Origin of the sequence: Streptomyces sp. TN58, from assembly GCF_001941845.1 — a bacterium.
Taxonomy (GTDB): domain Bacteria; phylum Actinomycetota; class Actinomycetes; order Streptomycetales; family Streptomycetaceae; genus Streptomyces.
Genome location: NZ_CP018870.1, coordinates 684,747 through 704,252, shown reverse-complemented (window position 1 = coordinate 704,252; position 19,506 = coordinate 684,747). Strand labels below are relative to the sequence as shown.

Here is a 19,506-nt window from a genome sequence, read left to right as displayed (position 1 = left end):
TTCAAGACATGGCGGAGTCCAGACTGATCCAGGGCCGGTACCGGTCGCTCGATCTGATCGGGCGCGGCGGCATGGGCGAGGTATGGCGCGCCCGGGACGAATCGCTGGGCCGGCACGTCGCCGTCAAATGCCTGAAACCCCTCGGCGCCGAACAGGACGCCCACTTCACGCAGGTACTGCGCGAGCGCTTCCGGCGCGAGGCGCGCGTGGCCGCGTCCCTCCAGCACCGCGGCGTCACCGTCGTCCACGACTTCGGCGACGACAGCGCGGCCGGCGGCCCCCTCTACCTCGTGATGGAGCTGCTCGAAGGCCGCAACCTCAGCCAGCTCATGGAGGACAACCAGACCCGTCCGCTGCCCGTGGACGTGGTCGTCGACATCGCCGAGCAGATGGCCGCCGCCCTCGGCTACACCCACGACCAGGGCGTCGTCCACCGCGACCTGAAGCCGGCCAACATCATGCGGCTCGTCGACGGCACCGTGAAGATCTGCGACTTCGGCATCGCCCGGCTCGCGCACGACATCGGCTTCACCGCCAAGCTCACCGGCGGCGGCATGGCCATGGGCACCCCGCACTACATGTCGCCGGAGCAGATCGCGGGCGGCGAGGTCGACCACCGCAGCGACCTGTACTCCCTCGGCTGCGTCCTGTACGAGATCGCCACCGGTGCCCCGCCCTTCGACCTCGGCGACTCCTGGTCGGTCCTGATCGGCCACCGCGACACCCCGCCCGTGCCGCTGCGCGAGCACCGCCCCGAGCTGCCCGGCTACTTCGAGCAGGTCGTCCTGCACCTGCTCGCCAAGTGCCCCGACGACCGTCCCCAGGACGCCCGCGACGTGCACCGCGGCCTCGTCGGCTCCCGGCTCGGCCACGGAGGCCCGGCCGGCGGCCCCGCCCCGCTCCCGGCCTGGGCCCGCGGTATGACCGCCGGCCGCATGGCAGGCGTCGACGCGCGTCCCGCGAGCGGCGCCTGGGCCGTGCTCACCGGCTCCTGGACGGCCGTGCGCCCGAGCGGGGAACAGCCGGTCCCGCGCCCGGGCGGCACGCCGTACGCGGTCCGCCCGGGCGGAACCATCGTGCGGCCCGCGCCGGCCGAGGACCCCCGCCTCACCGCCGCCTACGGCTTCCCGCGCCCCGCCGGTCCGCGCGAGACCGGCCCCGACGCCCTCGCGGCCGGCCACGCCCGCGCCTACGCCCTCAGCCGTGCGGGTCGCAGCGAGGAGGCGCTGTCCGTGTACGCCGCCGTGGCCGACGGGCGCGCCCGGGTTCTCGGCCCGGACCACCCCGACACCCTCGCCGCACGCCAGGAGGCGGCGTACGAGATGGGCCGGCTCGGCCGCCACCAGGAAGCGCACGACGTCTACCGCGCCGTCCTCGCCGCCCGCGAGCGGACCATGGGACAGCTCCACCCCGACACCCTGCGCTGCCGCCACAACCTGGCCTGCGCACTGCGGGCCCTGGGCCGGTACGCCGAGGCCCACACCACCGCCGTCGCGGTCGCCGCGGACCGGGCGGCCGTCCTCGGCGCCGAGCACGCCGACACGCTGCTGACCCGCTACGAGGCGGCGTACGTACTCGGCCGCCTCGACCGCTGGCGGGAGGCCCTGGCCGGCTTCCGCGAGGTCGCCGCCGCACGCGAACGCGTCCTCGGCCACGACCACCCCGACACCCTGGCCGCCCGCTACGAGGTCGGCATCGCCCTCGGCCGCACCGGCAGCAGCGCCCAAGCCCTCGACCTCTTCCGCGCCCTGGTCCGCGACCGCACCCGCGCCTACGGGGCAGCCGACCCCGAGACCCTGCGCGCCCGGCACGTCCTCGGCGTCAACCTGGGCCGCCTGGAGCGGTGGGAGGAGGCGGTGGCCGAGGCCCGCCAGGTTGCCGCGGCCCGGGCCCGGACGCTCGGCGCCGAGCACGCGGACACCCTGGTCAGCCGCCGCGAACTGGCCGTCGGGCTGGGCCGGCTGGGCCGCTGGGACGAGGCCCTGCCGATCTACCGCGACCTGTCCGGCATCCGCGAACGGTCCCTGGGCGACGAGCATCCCGAGACGGTGCTGGCCCACGCCGACGAGGCCCACTGTCTGGAGCGGCTCGGCCAGGTGTGCTACCAAGAGCCATGACGACCTTCGGGCGGGACGTGTACGACGACGTGATCGTGGGCGGCGGGCACAACGGGCTGGTGGCCGCCGCCTATCTGGCCCGGGCGGGCCGCTCGGTGCTGGTCCTGGAGCGGCTCGGCAACACCGGCGGGGCGGCGATCTCCAGCAGACCCTTCGCGGGCGTCGACGCCCGTCTCTCGCGTTACTCGTACCTGGTCTCCCTGCTGCCCGACAAGATCGTGCGCGACCTGGAACTGAGCTTCGCCGTACGCCGGCGCACGGTCTCCTCGTACACCCCGACCGAACGCGAAGGGCGGCCCGGCGGACTGCTCGTCGGCGGGGGCGAGGAGCGCACCCGGGAGTCCTTCGCCCGGCTGACCGGCTCGGACCGGGAGTACGACAGCTGGCGCGCCTTCTACGCGACCACCGGGCGGATGGCCCGCAGGGTGTTCCCGACGCTGACCGAGCCGCTGCCCACCCGGGCGGAGCTGCGGGCCCGGATCGACGACGAGGCCGCGTGGCGGATGCTGTTCGAAGAGCCCCTGGGGCAGGCGGTGGAACGGCACTTCACCGACGACCTGGTCCGCGGGGTGGTCCTGACGGACGGCCTCATCGGCACCTTCGCGGATGCCCACGACCCCTCACTCGCCCAGAACCGGTGCTTCCTGTACCACGTCATCGGGGGCGGGACCGGCGACTGGGACGTCCCCGTCGGCGGCATGGGCGCCCTCACGGACGCCCTCGCCGCAGCGGCCACCAAGGCCGGCGCTGAGATCGCCACCGGCCACGAGGTGCTGCGGATCGACACGGACGGGGTCGCTCCGGCCGAGGTGGTGTTCCGTACCGCGGCGGGCGAGGGCCGCGTCGTCGGCCGTACGGTGCTGGTCAACGCATCGCCGCGGGCGCTGGCCGAACTCCTCGGCGAGGAGGCGCCCCAGGGCCCGGCGACGGCGCCCGAGGGCGCCCAGCTCAAGGTCAACATGCTGCTGCGCAGGCTGCCCCGGCTGCGGGACACCGGCGTCGACCCCCGTGAGGCCTTCGGAGGGACCTTCCACATCGCCGAGGGGTACGCCCAGCTCGCCCGGGCCTACGCGGAGGCGGCGGCCGGGGAACTGCCGTCCGTACCGCCCTCGGAGATCTACTGCCACTCGCTGGCCGACCCGACGATCCTGGGACCCGAACTGGTCGAGCAGGGCTACCAGACGCTCACCCTCTTCGGGCTGCACGCCCCGGCCCGCCTGTTCGGGCACGACAACCAGCAGGCCCGCGAGGTGCTGCTGACCGCCACCCTCGCGCAGCTCGACGCGCACCTGGCCGAACCGCTCACCGACTGCCTGGCCTTCGACGCGGACGGGCGCCCGTGCATCGAGGCGAAGACCCCGCTGGACCTGGAACGCGAACTGCGGCTGCCCGGCGGCCACATCTTCCACCGCGACCTCTCCTGGCCGTACGCGGACCCCGACGGCGGGCGGTGGGGCGTGGAGACCGCCCACCGCAACGTCCTGCTGTGCGGCGCGGGCGCGGTCCGCGGCGGCGGCGTCAGCGGGATCCCCGGGCACAACGCGGCGATGGCGGTACTGGGCCGCTAGGGGGTGTTGCCAAAGCGGCGTCGGCCGCCCGTGAGGGCGTGCGTGCCGGACCTCGCCACCCAGACGGGACTTCGACGACACCCGCTAGGCGCGGGGCGGCGTCCGGACGGGCGGCCGGTACGGGCGGCTGACCGGAACCGGTCGGTCAACTGGCGCCCTGGTCTAGGGTGTTACCCATGAGTAACGCGAGTGATGTGAGCGGCACGAGTGACATCGGCGGCACGCGGCGTCCCGCCGGGCGCACCAGGCGCGGTGTGCTGAAGGCGGCCGTGGCCGGAGCCGGAGCGGTGGCGGCGGCGGGGGCGGGAACCTCTGCCGCGCACGCGGAGACACGCAGGCGCGGCGCACCCGTCTTCGTCCTCGTCCACGGCTCCGGAAGCAACTCCTACGGCTGGGTGCCGGTCCTGCGGGAGCTGGGCCTGCGCGGCCACCGGGCCATCGCGGTGGACCTGCCGGGACACGGGCCGGACGCCTACTTCCCCGTCTCCTACCAGGCCCCGCAGGACCTGGAGCGGCTGGCCGTGGAGCCCTCACCGATCGGGTCGGTCACGCTGGCGGACTTCGCCGCCCACGTCGTCGAGGCCGTGCGCAAGGCGCACCGCAACGGGCCGGTGGTCCTGGTCGGCCAGAGCCTGGGCGGCGCCACGCTGAACGCGGTCGCCAACCAGGTTCCCGAGCTGATCTCCCACCTGGTGTACGCGTCGGCGTTCTGCCCGACGCGGCACCGCTCGGTGCTGGAGCTGATGACGACCCCGGAAGCCGCCACCAGCGCCCTGTTCCGGATCCCCTCCGTCAAGACGCCTCCCGAGCTCGGCGTCAACCGGCTCAACTGGCGGTCCGCCGACCCGGCCTTCTTCGCGGCGGCCAAGGACGCGCTGGCGGCCGACTGGCCCGACACGCAGGTCCGGGCCCTGCTGAACATCCTCGAACCGGACGAGTCCGCGGCCATCGGGGCCGCCGACGCCCGCGGCCTGCCCGACCGGTGGGGGCGGGTGCCCCGCACCTTCCTGCGGTTCGGCGAGGACCGGGCCATCCCGCCCGCCCTCCAGGACCTGATGATCCGTGAGGCGGACGAGGTGACCCCGCGCAACCGCTTCCGCGTACGGGCGCTGGCCGCACCGCACGTCGGCCCGCTGGATCCGGCCGTGTGGGCGGACGAGCTGGAGCGCGTGGCGCGCACCTGCCGCTGAGCGACGCCCCCGCCGCCCCGAGAGCGGCCCCGCCGCCCCGAGAGGGTCGACGCCGCCGGGCGGGCCGCCCGTTCAGGCCGGAAGGGCGAACCCGTCGAAGACTTCGTCCAGCGCCCGGTGCGCGGCCCGGGCGGGCGTGGCGCGCACGGCGAGGTCGCGCAGGGCCACGGCCAGGGGATGGCTGACGGCGGCGACCCGGCCCGCGCGTCGGGCGCGGACGCGGATGGCGTCGGTGCGGGCGCAGCGGGCCGCGCTGTAGGCGGCCAGGGCCGCCGGCACCCCGGCGGACCCGGCCCCGTCCAGCAGGTAGGCGAGGACCACCGCGTCCTCGACGGCCTGGCACCCGCCCTGGCCCAGGTTGGGCGTCATGGCGTGGGCGGCGTCGCCGAGCCAGGCCAGGCGGCCGTGGTGGAAGCGGGGGAGCGGGGCCGCCAGGTCGTAGAGGTCGTGGCGGAGCACGGCCGCCGGGTCGATCCGCTCCAGCAGGGACGGGATCGGGTCGTGCCAGTCGCCGTAGCGGCGCAGGAGTTCGGCGCGGAGGTCGGAGGGACGGTATCCCTCGGGTGCGACGGCGGTGGCGTAGACGTACGTCCTTCCGTCGGCGAGCGGGACCACCCCGAAGCGCTCGCCGCGACCCCAGGTCTCGGCCGTCGCCGCCCCGGCGGGGATCGCGCCGGCCGGCAGGACGGTGCGCCAGGCGGTCTCCCCGCTGTGGCGCAGGCCAGGGTGGTCCGGGAAGTACCGGCGGCGCAGCGGGCTGTGGATCCCGTCCGCGGCGATCACGAGATCGGCGCAGCCGTCGAGGTCGCCGGCCGAGGTGCGCACGACGGGGAAGCCGTCGGCGCCGTCCACGGAGGTGACCGTGACGCCGTAGCGGATCGTCCCGCCGGGGAGCGCGTCGGCGAGGGCGTCGGCGAGGGCCGAGCGGTGCACGGCGAGCGGCGGGCCGCCATAGCGGGCGACCAGGGCCGCGGTGTCGGCGCGGCTCAGCCAGCGGCCGTCGGGACGGCGCAGGCCCATGGCCGCCGGCAGGGCGCGGCCCGCGGCGCGTGCGGGGTCGAAGCCGATGGCGTCGAAGGCGCGCAGGGCATTGGGGGCGAGGACGATCCCGGCGCCGACGGCGGCCGGGCCGGTCGCCCGCTCGCACACGGTCACCCGCCAGCCCTTGCGGTGCAGCGCCAGGGCCGCGGTGAGCCCGCCGATCCCCGCGCCCGCGACGAGCGCGTGAAGCTGAACTGCCGACATGACGGATCCCTGCCTTCCCCTCAGCCTCTACATCTGTAGAGGGCGAGGTTCACTCTACAGCTGTAGAGTGGCCCGATGTCCACCCCTCCCTCCGCGCCCTCCGCCGATCGCAGAACGCTGATCGCCGACACCGCGATCGGCCTCGTGGCCGCCGTCGGCCTCCGGGGCCTGACCCACCGCGCGGTCGACGCCGCCGCCGTGCTGCCCGCGGGCAGCACCTCGTACTACTTCCGTACGAGGACGGCCCTGATCGGAGCCTGCTACCAGCGCCTGGCCGAGCTGGACCTCGCGGACGTGGACGAGGGCAGCCCCCCGCAGGCCGCCGCCCCGCCGGCCCGCGCGGGCGCGGCGCCGGACCGGGAGGCGGCCGCGGCGGCGCTGGCCGGGCTGCTGTACCGCTGGCTGACGGTGGGGCGCGAGCGCCAGCTGGCCCGCTTCGAACTCAGCCTGGAGGCGGCCCGCAACCCGGAGTTGGAGGCGGACCTGCACCGGGCGGGGCGGGGCGCCCGGGCGCGGGCGGCGGGCATCGTCGCCGCGCTCGGCTCCGACCGGCCGGAGGAGGCCGCCGAACTGCTCGTCGCCTGGACGGAAGGGCTCCTCTACGACCGCCTGGCCGGCGCCCTGGCCCGCTCCCGCCCGGCCCCGGACCTCGCCGAACTGACCGCCGTGGCCCGCCGCATGCTCGCCGCGGCCCTGGCGGACCCGGCCTGAACGCGAAAGAGCCCCGCCGCACCGGGGGAGTGGCGGCGGGGCTCTTCCATCGGTACGCGCCGGCGGGATCAAGGCGGGAGGGCCGGCGCGTTCCTCCTGGTGGAGTGCGCTCACGCTACGCCCGGCGTGGCTGAAAATACACCCCTCCGCGCGGCTTGATTCGTACGCCCTCCGGGGGCACGATTTTCTGTTGGACCCCGCCGCCATACGGGAGTTCGCCGACGGGTCCGATCCGGGCGCCTAGGATTCCGGCATGATCGCTGAACTGCAGTGTGTGGTCCTGGACTGTCCCGAGCCGCGGGTGCTCGCCGAGTTCTACCGGTCGCTGCTGGGCGGCAACGTGGACCAGCCGGACCGGCGTTGGTCGCTCGACGAGGACTGGGCGACGCTGCACACGCCGACGGGACCGGTGCTCGCCTTCCAGCGCGCGAGGGACCACGTGCCGCCCAACTGGCCCGACCCCAGCCGGCCGCAGCAGTTCCACCTCGACCTCGCGGTCCCGGACCTGGACCGCGCACAGGAGCAGGTGCTCGCGGCCGGCGGGACCCTGCTGGACGGAGCGGACGGCGAGGGCGGGGCGGACGGCGGAGAAGGGCGCGGCTGGCGGGTCTACGCGGATCCGGCGGGGCACCCCTTCTGCCTGGTGCGCGACTGACCCCCGCCGGACGGTTTCAGTCCGCCGACCGGGTCCAGCCGACGGCCTCGACGCGGGCCGCGTCGTCCGGCCGGTCCTCCGCGAACAGCAGCCCGGCCGGTTCCGCCACGCGTACGACGTCCACGTACACCCCGCGGCCGACATAGCGGCCGGTGGCAATGTGGCGGAATCGCAGCCGTACCTCGCGGCCCGCCCAGGCGGCCGTCAGCGGGGCCTCCAGGCGGTGCCAGATGCGCCCGGACCAGCCGCCCACCGAACCCTGCGGCCACTCCTCGGGGGCTCCGCCGGTGGACCGCACCGTGGTGAACGGCAGCGGCGCCCAGTCCGCACCGTCCGCCGACGCCTCCAGGTGCAGGGCGCCCGCGCCGGGCACGGTGTCCCACCACACGGCGCAGCGCAGCCGGGCGGCGCCGGTGGCCGGGGTGAGCGGCGGCAGCGTGAGGGTGCCCGAGCCGCCGGGATCGGTCCCGGAGAACCAGGCCGCGCCGCCGTGCCGGGTACGGACCGGGACGGCGCGGGCGAAGCGGTTGCCGACGGCGACCCGCGGGGCGCTGCCGGCCCGCCAGGTGCGCACCGGGTGGACGGAGTTGCCCAGCAGGACCAGGAAGGAGTCGGTGGAGGGGTCGAGGACGAGGGAGGTGCCGGTGAAGCCGGTGTGGCCGGCCGAGTGCGGGGTGGCCATGGCGCCCATGTACCAGTGCTGGTAGAGCTCGAAGCCGAGGCCGTGGTCGTCGCCCGGGAAGGCCGTGTTGTAGTCGGTGAAGAGCAGTTCCACGGAGGCCGGGCGCAGGATCCGGCGGCCGGCGTAGGCGCCGCCGTCGAGGAGGGCGCGGGCCAGGACGGCCAGGTCCCAGGCGGTGCCGAACACCCCGGCGTGGCCCGCGACGCCGCCGAGCGCGTAGGCGTTCTCGTCGTGGACCTCGCCCCACACCAGGCCGCGGTCCAGGCCGGACCAGGGCGGTCGCTGCACCTCGGTGGCGGCGGTGACGCGGCGCCAGGAGAGCGGTGGGTTGTACCGCGTGCGGTGCATGCCGAGCGGAGCGGTGATCTCGTCATGGAGCAGGACGTCCAGAGTGCGACCGGTGATCCGTTCCAGGAGCAGTTGCAGGGCGATGAGGTTGAGGTCGGAGTAGCGGTAGACGGACCCCGGGGGCTCCTGCGGCCTGACCGACCACAGCAGCCGCAGCCGCCCCTCGCGCGTGGACTCCTGGTAGAACGGCGCCCATGAGCGCAGCCCCGACGTGTGCGTGAGCAGCTGGCGGACCGTGATGGCCTCCTTGCCGCCGCCGGTGAACTCCGGCAGGTAGCGGCGCACCTGGGCCTCCAGCTCCAGGCGGCCCCGCTCCATCTGCTGCACGGCCAGGATCGACGTGAACAGTTTGGTGAGTGAGGCCAGGTCGAAGACGGTGTCCTCGGCCATCGCGATCCGCTCGGCCGCGGGGAACTCCCGGACCCGGTCGGTCCGTCCGTCGTAGTCCGCGTACCGGACGGCGTGGCCCATGGCCCGGTGCAGGGCCACGGTCCGGCCCCGCCCGGCGAGGACCACCGCCCCCGCGTAGTAGGGGTGCTCGGGGGAGGGGCCCAGGAACCGCCGGGCCTCGTCGGCCACCGCCTCCAGGTGCCGCTCCAGCAGCCCGGCCTGGCGCGCGGACCCGTACCGCAGGCGCAGCCCCTGCAGGGCGCGCCGCTCGGCCGGACTCCCCGCGCCGGCCGCCCCCGCCGCCCCCGGCAGCGCGGCGTGCAGGACGAGCACCCCGCCGAGCGCGAGCAGCCGCGCCCCGAGTCGGCGCCGGCTCAGCCCCCGCCGAAGCTGTCGGAGTGCGGCCTCCGGGGCGCTCCCGTGCGCGTGCGGGTGTCCACGGCCGGTGCCGCCCGTTGCTGCCGTACCGGCCTCCGCCACCGCCTCGGCCCCCGTGTCCACTGCCATGTCCGGCCCTCCTCGTCCGCAACCCGCAACCCGCACCCGACAATCCGCAACCCGTAGACCGCACTTCGCGCCCGCGGTCCCTCCCGGCCGCCCGCCCTCCCGGACCCTCCCGGCTCCCGGATCCGCTGAGGTGCCGCAGGCTATTGGGTATCTGCCCGTCCCCCGGCCACCCGCCCCACCGACCGGGCCGTAAAGAATCTGACACTGCATCAGGAAACCTCTTCCCTCGGCCGCCGGGCTGCGGCATCCTGCCGCCCATGGAGACGGAGCTGAGCAGGAAACTGGGCATCGAGCACGCCATCTTCGGCTTCACGCCCTTCCCGGCGGTCGCCGCCGCGATCACCCGGGCGGGTGGTTTCGGCGTACTCGGCGCGGTCCGCTACACCGCGCCCGACGACCTGGGGCGCGACCTCGACTGGATGCAGGCGCACACCGGCGGCAAGCCCTACGGCCTGGACGTCGTCATGCCCGCCAAGAAGGCCGTCGACGGCATCAGCGAAGCCGACATCGAGGCGATGATCCCGGCCGGGCACCGCGCCTTCGTCCGGGACACCCTCGCCAAGCACCACGTCCCCGAGCTCCCCGAGGGCGAGGCGTCCGGCTGGCGCATCACCGGCTGGCTGGAGCAGGTCGCCCGCAACCAGCTCGACGTCGCCTTCGACTACCCCATCAAACTCCTGGCGAACGCCCTTGGTTCCCCCCCGCCCGACGTCATCGCCCGCGCCCACGACCACGGCATCCTCGTCGCCGCCCTCGCAGGCAGCGCCAAGCACGCACGCCGCCACGCCGAAGCCGGCATCGACGTCGTCGTCGCCCAGGGCTACGAGGCGGGCGGCCACACCGGTGACATCGCCACCATGGTCCTGGTCCCGGAGATCACGGAGGCCGTCGCACCGCTTCCGGTCCTCGCCGCCGGCGGCATCGGCAGCGGCGAGCAGATCGCCGCCGGCCTCGCCCTCGGCGCCCAGGGCGCCTGGCTCGGCTCGCTCTGGCTCACCACCACCGAGGCCGAACTCCACTCGCGCGCCCTCACCGAAAAACTCCTCGCCGCCGGCTCCGGCGACACCGTCCGCTCCCGCGCGCTCACCGGCAAGCCCGCCCGCCAGCTGCGCACCGAGTGGACCGACGCCTGGGACGACCCGGCGGGCCCCGGCCCACTGCCCATGCCGCTCCAGGGCCTCCTCGTCGCAGACGCCGTCTCCCGCATCCAGAAGTACGAGGTCCAGCCGCTGCTCGGTACCCCCGTAGGCCAGATCGTCGGCCGGATGAACACCGAACGCAGCGTCCAGGCCGTCTTCGACGACCTCACCGGCGGCTTCGAGAAGGCCATCGACCGCATCAACCGCATCGCCGGCCGAGTCCGAGAGGCGTGACCGCCATGACCGCCACCACCTCCACGCCCCCCGCCGCCGGCCAGCAGCCCCCCAACGGCTTCTGGGCCCAGGCCGCCGCCGACCCCGGCCGCACCGTCCTGACCACCCCCGGCGGCGAGGAGTGGAGCGCCGGCCGGCTGCACGCCGACGCCAACCGGCTCGTCCACGGGCTGCGCGCCGCCGGAATGGAGAAGGGCGACGTCTTCGCCGTCGTCCTCCCCAACGGCGTCGAGTTCCTCACCGCCTACCTCGCCGCCTCCCAGGCCGGCTTCTACCTCGTCCCCGTCAACCACCACCTCGTGGGCCCCGAGATCGCGTGGATCGTCTCCGACTCCGGCGCCAAGGTCCTGATCGCCCACGAGCGCTTCGCCGACGCCGCCACCGCCGCGGCCGACGAGGCCGCCCTGCCCGCGAGCCACCGCTACGCGGTCGGAGCGGTCCCGGGCTTCCGGCCGTACGGCGAACTCCTCCGCGGGCAGCCGCCGACACCCCCGGCGGGGCGCACCCTCGGCTGGGTCATGAACTACACCTCCGGCACCACCGGCCGGCCGCGCGGCATCCGCCGCCCCCTGCCCGGCAAGCTCCCGGAGGAGACGTACCTCGGCGGCTTCCTCGGCATCTTCGGGATCCGGCCCTTCGACGGCAACGTCCACCTGGTCTGCTCGCCGCTCTACCACACGGCCGTCCTGCAGTTCGCGGGCGCCGCCCTGCACATCGGGCACCCCCTCGTCCTCATGGACAAGTGGACGCCCCAGGAGATGCTGCGCCTGATCGACGGCCACGGCTGCACCCACACCCACATGGTGCCGACCCAGTTCCACCGGCTCCTCGCCCTCCCGCAGGAGACGAAGGACGCCTACGACGTCTCCTCGATGCGGCACGCCATCCACGGCGCCGCGCCCTGCCCCGACCACGTCAAGCGGGCGATGATCGACTGGTGGGGCGGCTGCGTGGAGGAGTACTACGCGGCGAGCGAGGGCGGCGGCGCCTTCGCGACCGCCGAGGACTGGCTGAAGAAACCGGGAACCGTGGGCAGGGCCTGGCCGATCAGCGAACTGGCCGTCTTCGACGACGACGGCAACCGGCTGCCCCCGGGCGAACTGGGCACCGTCTACATGAAGATGAACACCGGCGGCTTCAGCTACCACAAGGACGAGGGCAAGACGAAGAAGAACCGCATCGGGGACTACTTCACCGTCGGCGACCTCGGGCTGATGGACGAGGAGGGCTACCTCTTCCTCCGCGACCGCAAGATCGACATGATCATCTCCGGCGGGGTCAACATCTACCCGGCCGAGATCGAGTCGGCGCTGCTCACCCACCCGGCCGTCGCGGACGCCGCAGCCTTCGGCATCCCGCACGCCGACTGGGGCGAGGAGGTCAAGGCCGTCGTCGAACCGGCGGAGGGCTTCGCGGCGGGCGACGCCCTGGCCGCGGAGATCCTGCACCACTGCGAGCGGCACCTCGCCGGGTACAAGCGGCCCAAGACGGTCGACTTCATCGAGACCATGCCGCGCGATCCGAACGGCAAGCTCTACAAGCGGCGGCTGCGCGACCCGTACTGGGAGGGCCACGAGCGCGCCATGTAGCTCACGGGCGTCTGCGCGCCCCGCCCGCGCCACCCGCCGGGTCCCGTACGGCCGTGCGGTGCCGGGCCGACCGGCAGGGACCCGCCGAGCACCGGCCGAGGCGGGGGCGCGCCGTGCGACGCACCGAAGGGGTACGTCTGGCAAGTTGGCCGATATGGGTACGAAGACGCGCAGATCCCCTCTGGTCGACTGGACCGTCCTGGTCCCCGTGGTGGCGCTGGTCGCGCTGGTCTTCAGCTGGGGCAGGGACCTACCGGGCCCCGTGGTGGTGCTCGTCGCCCTGTGCCTGGCCGGCGCGGTGCTGGCGGCCGTCCACCACGCGGAGGTCGTCGCCCACCGCGTGGGCGAACCCTTCGGCTCCCTCATCCTCGCGGTCGCGGTCACCGTCATCGAAGTGGCCCTCATCGTCACCCTGATGGCCGACGGCGGCGACAAGACCGCCTCTCTCGCCCGGGACACCGTCTTCGCCGCCGTCATGATCACCTGCAACGGCATCGTCGGTGTGTCCCTGCTCGTCGGCGCCCTGCGCAACCGGGTGGCCGTCTTCAACCCCGAGGGGTCCGGCGCGGCACTGGCCACCGTCGCCACCCTGGCCACCCTCAGCCTGGTCCTGCCGACCTTCACCACGAGCAAGCCCGGCCCGGAGTTCTCCACCGCACAGCTGACCTTCGCCGCAGTGGCGTCGCTCGCCCTCTACGGCCTGTTCATCGCCGTCCAGACGGTCCGCCACCGCGACTACTTCCTGCCCGTGGGCATCGAGCCGGACCCGGCCACGGGCCGCGGCGCGGGTCCCAGCGCGGACCCGGACCGGCAGGAGGACCACGCGGCGCCGCCCACCGCCCGCGCCGCCCTGACCAGCCTCGGCCTGCTGCTGGTCGCCCTCGTCGCGGTGGTCGGCGACGCCAAGGCCGTCTCCCCGACCATCGAGGCGGCGGTGGCCAAGGCCGGCCTGCCCCAGGCCGTCGTCGGTGTGATCATCGCCCTGCTCGTCCTGCTGCCCGAGACCCTCGCCGCCGTCCGCGCCGCCCGCCGACACCGTGTGCAGACCAGCCTCAACCTCGCCTACGGATCCGCCATCGCCAGCATCGGGCTGACCATTCCGGCGATCGCACTGGCCTCGATCTGGCTCTCCGGCCCCCTCCTGCTCGGTCTCGGCCCGGTCCACATGGTGCTGCTCGCCCTGACCGTCGTCGTCAGCGCACTCACTCTCGCCCCCGGCCGCGCCACCCTGCTCCAGGGCGGGGTGCACATCGTCGTACTCGCCGCCTACCTCTTCCTGGCCGTCAGCCCGTGACGGGCGGGTGGCCCAAACGCCCTGTCGGGTACGCGGATCCCGCCGGCGCCGAACCGCCGGGGTCGCCCGACCGGCCTACTCCCGCAGGCTCCGGTGGGGCGGGCCGGGCCGGGCCGTGTCACGGTGGCAGGGCGGCGAGAAGGTCCACGGAAGCGGGCCCGGCCGGTCGGCGAAATCCCCGGCCGGGCCCCGTCGCCCCTCTCGCCGGTCGCAGGCAGCTGTCCGCCCGTGCGGCCGTCGCGGGAGACCGACCGGGCGGCCGACGGCCGGGCTCGCGGGCGTGTCACGCCGGCGTCTGACGCCGTACAGGCGACCGTGCCCGGCCCCCACCGACATCCAAGGCTGGAGATCATCGTGCTCGAACGCAAGCGGCTCACGGGCCGGCCCCACGTCCCCTTCGTCCTGCCCGGGGACAGCCCCGCCGCGCACCCCTGCGGAGCCCGCGGTGACCGCGCCCGCGCCGGCCAGGTGTCCCAGCCCGCCCACAACGCGCATCCCTTCCGCTACCTGGCGGCCGGCGACTACTGGTTCGACGGCGGACACACCGACCACCACGGCCGCGGTCACAGCTGAGGCGGACTCCCGCGATCCGGAGGGTGACGGGAGTCGTGCTCGGGCAGGAGGCCGTTTCGCCGCAGGCGCCGCAGGGTGAGGTGCTCGTGCACGAGGCGGCCGACGAGCGCGCCGCCGTAGACGACGAACCCGACGCCGACGAGCCAGGACTGGACGACGAGCAGAGTCCCGAAGGGGCCGTACGTCACGGCGTTGGACGCGATGAGCGGCGAGAACACCAGCTGCGAGAAGACCCGCAGCCCGAGCAGCCCGATGCTGGTGGTGACAGCTCCCGGTACCAGGGCCCGCCAGCGGACCCGGCCGCCGAGCAGGAGACGCTGCGAGCCGACGAAGAAGAGACAGGTGCCGAAGAGGTCGCCCAGCGTGCCGAGGACCGAGCCGAGGGTGTCGTCGGACGGCGCGGGGATCTCCACCAGCAGTGCGAGGTAGCAGACCAGGAGGGCGAGCCAGACCACGTGCCGCCACATGGTGTGCCAGCGCGCGGTCGGCAGGTCCCACACCTTCTCGTAGCCGGTCTGCACGGCCGAGCCGAAGGTCAGGCCGAACACGGCGAGGGCGGCCAGCCCGAAGGCCGTCGTCCGCTCCAGCGCCAGGTCGGCAGCGCCGAAGACCATCTCGATCCTGGTGCGCGAGGCCTCCGTGACCCCGAGGGCCTGGCCGAGCCAGCGGCCGAAGCCGGAACCGCTCCCGGGCACCGCGGCCGCCACGACCACCAGCAGCGGCACCAGCGTGAGGAACCCGAGGGCCGCGAAGCCCATCGCCCGGTGCATCAGCTCCATCTCCCGGCCGCGGCTCCAGGCGAGCCCGACGTAGGAGCCCAGGAGCCGGTCGTGGAGCTGCCGGAGGGTCGAGGTCACGCCTCATGCACTACCCGGGCAGGCCCGCCGGCTCCCGGGAGCCGGACCGAAGTGGGTCCGAAGGGGTGGTTTCGCCCGCCCGGCCCTGCCCGCCCGCCGGCTGAGCGGAGCCGGTAGCGGTCAGCCCAGGCCTTGCACCGTCCCGGCGTCGACCCGACTCGTGCCGAGGGGGCAGGGCCGTGCGGCCGGCCCGCAGGGGCACCCGGGCAGCGGGGCGGTCGTCAGCGGGTCGGGGGCCGGTCCACGCCGCGGAGGTCGACGAGCCTTTTGATCTTGCCAACGGAGCGTTCCAGGGTCTCCGGGTCCACCACCTCGACCCGGACGGAGACGCCGATCCCCGCCTTCACCGCCTGGACCACGTCGGCCGCCGCTGCCTCCCGCACGGCGGCGTCCGACTCCCGGCGGGCCTCCACCCGGACCGTCAAGGTGTCCATTCGGCCCTCCCGGGTCAGCCTGAGCTGGAAGTGGGGGGCCAGCCCGGGTATCCGCAGGAGGATCTCCTCGATCTGTGTCGGGTACAGGTTCACCCCGCGCAGGATGATCATGTCGTCGCTGCGACCGGTGATCTTCTCCATCCGGCGGAAGGCCGGCCGTGCCGTGCCCGGCAGCAGCCGGGTCAGGTCCCGGGTGCGGTAGCGGACGACCGGCATGGCCTCCTTCGTGAGAGAGGTGAAGACCAGCTCCCCGAGCTCGCCCTCCGGCAGCACCGCGCCCGTCAGGGGATCGATCACCTCGGGATAGAAGTGGTCCTCCCAGATGTGCAGGCCGTCCTTGGTCTCGACGCACTCCTGTGCCACGCCGGGCCCGATGACCTCGGACAGGCCGTAGATGTCCACCGCGTCCATGCCGAGGCGCTCCTCGATCTCCCGGCGCATCTCCTCCGTCCACGGTTCCGCACCGAAGATCCCCGTCCTCAGCGAGGTGGTGCGCGGGTCGATGCCCTGGCGCTCCATCTCGTCCAGCAGGGTCAGCATGTAGGAGGGCGTCACCATGATGACCTCCGGCCGGAAGTCCTCGATGAGGCGGACCTGGCGGTCCGTCATACCGCCCGACGCGGGCACGACCGTACAGCCGAGGCGCTCGGCTCCGTAGTGCGCGCCCAGGCCACCCGTGAAGAGGCCGTAGCCGTAGGCGATGTGGACGATCTGCCCCGGTCTGCCGCCGGCCGCGCGTATCGAACGGGCCACGACGTCGGACCAGGTGGAGAGGTCCCCGTCGGTGTAGCCGACGACGGTCGGACGCCCGGTGGTGCCGCTGGAGGCATGGATGCGGCGCACCTCGGAACGGGGCACCGCGAACATCCCGAAGGGGTACTGGTCGCGTAGATCGGCCTTGGTGGTGAGGGGGAAAAGGGGGAGATCGGCCAGGGAGCGGCAGTCGTCGGGGTGCACCCCGGCCTGGTCGAAGGCCTTCCGGTAGAAGGGCACCCGCTCGTACGCGCGGTGCAGGGTCGCCCGCAGCCGGGTGAGCTGCAGAGCCGCCAACTCGTCACGGCTCAGCCGCTCGCCGTCGTCCTGGAACCCCGCCTGCGCCGCCATGTCGCCACCTCATCGTGAGTGCCCTGGAAACCGACCGATCATTCGGTAGATTGCCAGGGCTTCGCAGGTTAAATCAATGACTCGAACGAGTGATCGTCTGATCTGATGGCCTCCATGCCGACTTTCTCCACGTACGACGGGACCGAACTCGCCTACCGCACCCTGGGGGAGGGGCCGCCGCTGGTCTGCCTCCCCGGCGGTGCCATGCGCGCCTCGCGCTACCTGGGCGATCTGGGGGGACTGGCCGCCGGCCGCACTCTGATCCTCCTCGACCTGCGCGGCACCGGCGACTCCGCGGTTCCGGCCGACGAGGCGACGTACCGCGTGGACCGCCAGGTCGCCGACGTCGAGGCGCTCCGCGTCCACCTGGGCCTGGAGCGCATGGACCTGCTGGCCCACTCGGCCGGCGGCAACCTCGCCCTGCTGTACGCGGCCGCGCATCCGCAGCGGCTGGGCCGGACCGTCCTGGTCACCCCGACCGCCTGGGTGCTCGACCTCGCGAGCACCGCGGCCGACCGGCTGGCCGCGGCCCGCCTCCGGGCGGGCGCCGAGCCGTACGACAGCGCCGTCGAGGCCTACGGGCGCATCCTCGGCGGCGCCGACACGGACGAGGAGTGGGATCGGGCTGCGCCCCTCTTCTACCGGCGCTGGGACGGCGCCGCCCGGGCCCACTACGCCGCCGGCGAGCACGAGCAGAACGAGAAGGCGGCCGAGGCATACGTGGATCCGGGGGCCTGCGACCCGCTCGCCACCCGCGCGGCCCTGCGCCGGCTGGCGGGGGAGGTGCTGGTGCTGGCGGGTGAACTGGACGGCAACCCGTTCCCCGGCCTCGCGGAGCGGATCGCGGCCGCGCTGCCCGCCGGGCTCCTCGACGTCCAGCCGGATTCCGTGCACTACCCGTGGCTGGACGACCCCGCCCGCTTCGCCGGGCGCGTCGAGCGCTTCCTGGCCACCGGGACCTGACGAAGGCGAGGGGTCCGGTACGACGCCCCGCGCACTGCGGCGTCGAACCACGGCCTCGTTCAGGGCGCGGTGCCCGCGCCCCCGCCGGTGCCCGCGCCGCCGGCGTCCGCTTCCGTCGCGACCGCCTTCGCCCAGCGGTAGTCCGCCTTGCCGCTCGGGGAGCGCTGTATGGCCGGTGTGACGACCAGCTGCCGCGGGATCTTGTAGCCCGCCAGTCTCGTCCGGCAGTGGATCTGGATCCCCTCCAGCGTCGGCGTCTCGGCGCCCGGCCGCACCTGTACCACCGCCGCCACGTGGTTCCCCCAGGTCGGGTCCGGGACCCCGGCCACCAGGGCGTCGTACACGTCGGGATGCGACTTCAGCGCCTGTTCGACCTCCTCCGGATAGACCTTCTCGCCGCCCGTGTTGATGCACTGCGAGCCCCGGCCCAGCACCGTGACGATGCCCTGCTCGTCGACCGTCGCCATGTCGCCGAGGAGCACCCAGCGCTCCCCGTCCTTCCGGAAGAAGGTCTCGGCGGTCTTCTCCGGGTCGTTGTAGTAGCCGAGCGGCACATGGCCGCGCTGCGCGAGGCGCCCCGGCTCGCCGACCGCCACCGGCTCGTGCGTCACCGGATCCACCACCCGCGTACGGTCGTTGACCTCCAGCCGGAATCCCCTCTCGGGGCCCGAGTCGTCCGTGGCCCGGCCGTTGGAGCCGGACTCGGAGGAGCCGAAGTTGTTCAGGAGCAGAACGTTCGGGACCAGCCTCTGAAACTCGGCGCGCACCGTCTCGGACATGATCGCCCCGGACGAGGAGACGCTGAACAGCGACGACAGGTCCGTCCCCCGCAGCGGGCCGTTCAGCGCGTCGACGAGCGGCCGGAGCATCGCGTCGCCCACCAGCGACACGCTTGACACCCTCTCCTTCTCGATCGTGCGCAGCACCTCCTCGGGCACGTACTTGCGGTGGATGACCACCCGCTGGCCGTAGTTGAAGGCGATGAACGACGTCAGCGTCGACGTCCCGTGCATCAGCGGGGGAGCGGGGAAGAACGTCAGGCCGGAGCCGCGCGCCGCCACCCGCTCCGCCAGCTCCTCCGGCCGCTTCACCGGCTCGCCCGAGGGCTCACCGCCGAAGAGCCCCGCGAAGAAGAGGTCCTCGGCCCGCCACATCACACCCTTGGGCATGCCCGTCGTCCCGCCGGTGTAGATGATGAACAGGTCGTCGGCACTGCGCGGCGGAAACCCGCGCCCGGGCGCCCCGGCCGCCTCCGCGTCCGCGTACGGGACCGGCGTGATCGCAGGCTCCGCAGCCCCCTCGGGCGCCTCACCGACCCGGACGAGGTCACGCAGCTTCGGAGCCTTCGGCAGCGCGGCCGCCACCCGCCCGGTGAACTCGCCCTCGAAGACGAGGGCGGCGAGGTCGGCGTCGTTGTAGAGGTAGACCAGCTCCTCCTCCACATAGCGGTAGTTGACGTTCACCGGTACCAGCCGGGCCTTCAGGCAGGCCAGTACCGTCTGGAGGTACTCGATCCCGTTGTAGAGGTGCAGCCCCAGGTGCTCGCCGGCCGTCAGGCCGCTGTCCAGCAGGTGGTGTGCGATCCGGTTCGCCGCCGTGTCCAGTTCCGCGTAGGTGAGGCGGCGCTCGGCGCCCGTACCGGGGTGGTCCACGTACACCAGGGCCTCGCGGTCCGGGACCACGTCCACGACCGACTCGAACAGGTCGGCAAGGTTGTACTCCACCGTTCCTCCTGACCCCGTTGTTTCCGATGGCGGCTCCGCGGCCGGCTGCTCGGCGGTCATTAGAGCGCCGTGGCCGGCAAGTGGGAAGGGGCGCCACTGAGGAAATCTGACTGAGTGTCAGAAAACTATTGAACTGCACCCTCCCCTACTGCAACCTGTTCTAGGTCTTGAGACGGGAGGAC

General features: G+C 74.0%; 15 protein-coding genes. 10 read left to right on the top strand and 5 right to left on the bottom strand.

Annotation, left to right across the window (positions count from 1 at the left end):
- Nucleotides 1-8: 8 nt before the first annotated feature.
- From BSL84_RS03315 to BSL84_RS03305, 3 genes are all read left to right on the top strand, one after another.
- The gene (locus BSL84_RS03315; RefSeq protein WP_045322905.1) at nucleotides 9-2,117 is read left to right on the top strand and encodes a serine/threonine-protein kinase; all 2,109 of its coding nucleotides are present in this window, start codon (nucleotides 9-11) and stop codon (nucleotides 2,115-2,117) included.
- On the top strand, nucleotides 2,114-3,685 hold the full coding sequence (locus BSL84_RS03310; RefSeq protein WP_075969757.1) for a phytoene desaturase family protein: 1,572 nt from the start codon (nucleotides 2,114-2,116) through the stop codon (nucleotides 3,683-3,685). The genes BSL84_RS03315 and BSL84_RS03310 overlap by 4 nt, the downstream gene beginning before the upstream one ends.
- Before the next feature lie 176 nt (nucleotides 3,686-3,861).
- Nucleotides 3,862-4,875, top strand: coding sequence for an alpha/beta fold hydrolase (locus tag BSL84_RS03305; RefSeq protein WP_078849105.1), 1,014 nt, complete (start codon nucleotides 3,862-3,864; stop codon nucleotides 4,873-4,875).
- 72 nt (nucleotides 4,876-4,947) lie between these two features.
- Here BSL84_RS03305 and BSL84_RS03300 read toward each other — a convergent pair whose 3' ends face one another.
- A complete protein-coding gene (locus BSL84_RS03300) occupies nucleotides 4,948-6,120 on the bottom strand; it encodes an FAD-dependent monooxygenase (RefSeq protein ID WP_075969756.1) in 1,173 nt (390 codons plus the stop codon).
- A 75-nt stretch (nucleotides 6,121-6,195) separates the two neighbouring features.
- Between BSL84_RS03300 and BSL84_RS03295 the strand changes: the two genes are divergently transcribed.
- Together BSL84_RS03295 and BSL84_RS03290 are read left to right on the top strand one after the other, a co-directional pair.
- The gene (locus tag BSL84_RS03295) at nucleotides 6,196-6,831 is read left to right on the top strand and encodes a TetR/AcrR family transcriptional regulator (RefSeq protein ID WP_045322910.1); all 636 of its coding nucleotides are present in this window, start codon (nucleotides 6,196-6,198) and stop codon (nucleotides 6,829-6,831) included.
- Between the two features lie 253 nt (nucleotides 6,832-7,084).
- Entirely contained in the window at nucleotides 7,085-7,486 is a 402-nt protein-coding gene (locus BSL84_RS03290; RefSeq protein ID WP_030033787.1) for a VOC family protein, read from the top strand.
- Nucleotides 7,487-7,502: 16 nt separating this feature from the next.
- On the opposite strand, the gene BSL84_RS03285 is transcribed toward BSL84_RS03290, so the two are convergent.
- On the bottom strand, nucleotides 7,503-9,413 hold the full coding sequence (locus tag BSL84_RS03285; protein ID WP_079273101.1) for a serine hydrolase domain-containing protein: 1,911 nt from the start codon (nucleotides 9,411-9,413) through the stop codon (nucleotides 7,503-7,505).
- Between the two features lie 257 nt (nucleotides 9,414-9,670).
- Between BSL84_RS03285 and BSL84_RS03280 the strand changes: the two genes are divergently transcribed.
- From BSL84_RS03280 to BSL84_RS03265, 4 genes are all read left to right on the top strand, one after another.
- Nucleotides 9,671-10,786 (top strand): nitronate monooxygenase, encoded by a 1,116-nt coding sequence (locus BSL84_RS03280; protein WP_045322911.1) that lies wholly within the window; start codon nucleotides 9,671-9,673, stop codon nucleotides 10,784-10,786.
- Between the two features lie 5 nt (nucleotides 10,787-10,791).
- Nucleotides 10,792-12,375 (top strand): acyl-CoA synthetase, encoded by a 1,584-nt coding sequence (locus BSL84_RS03275; RefSeq protein ID WP_045322920.1) that lies wholly within the window; start codon nucleotides 10,792-10,794, stop codon nucleotides 12,373-12,375.
- A 154-nt stretch (nucleotides 12,376-12,529) separates the two neighbouring features.
- Nucleotides 12,530-13,669, top strand: coding sequence for a calcium:proton antiporter (locus BSL84_RS03270; RefSeq protein ID WP_075969755.1), 1,140 nt, complete (start codon nucleotides 12,530-12,532; stop codon nucleotides 13,667-13,669).
- 354 nt (nucleotides 13,670-14,023) lie between these two features.
- Nucleotides 14,024-14,242, top strand: coding sequence for a hypothetical protein (locus BSL84_RS03265; protein ID WP_075969754.1), 219 nt, complete (start codon nucleotides 14,024-14,026; stop codon nucleotides 14,240-14,242).
- On the opposite strand, the gene BSL84_RS03260 is transcribed toward BSL84_RS03265, so the two are convergent.
- Complete coding sequence (locus BSL84_RS03260) at nucleotides 14,233-15,099, bottom strand: YhjD/YihY/BrkB family envelope integrity protein (protein WP_075969753.1); 867 nt, start codon at nucleotides 15,097-15,099, stop codon at nucleotides 14,233-14,235. The genes BSL84_RS03265 and BSL84_RS03260 overlap by 10 nt on opposite strands.
- Before the next feature lie 221 nt (nucleotides 15,100-15,320).
- On the bottom strand, nucleotides 15,321-16,637 hold the full coding sequence (paaK, locus tag BSL84_RS03255) for a phenylacetate--CoA ligase PaaK (RefSeq protein WP_075969752.1): 1,317 nt from the start codon (nucleotides 16,635-16,637) through the stop codon (nucleotides 15,321-15,323).
- Nucleotides 16,638-16,751: 114 nt separating this feature from the next.
- On the opposite strand from paaK, the gene BSL84_RS03250 reads away from it, so the two are divergent.
- Nucleotides 16,752-17,600: an alpha/beta fold hydrolase gene (locus tag BSL84_RS03250; protein ID WP_045322921.1), complete on the top strand. Its 849-nt coding sequence runs from the start codon at nucleotides 16,752-16,754 to the stop codon at nucleotides 17,598-17,600.
- Between the two features lie 59 nt (nucleotides 17,601-17,659).
- On the opposite strand, the gene BSL84_RS03245 is transcribed toward BSL84_RS03250, so the two are convergent.
- A complete protein-coding gene (locus BSL84_RS03245; protein WP_075969751.1) occupies nucleotides 17,660-19,324 on the bottom strand; it encodes an acyl-CoA synthetase in 1,665 nt (554 codons plus the stop codon).
- Nucleotides 19,325-19,506: the final 182 nt, after the last annotated feature.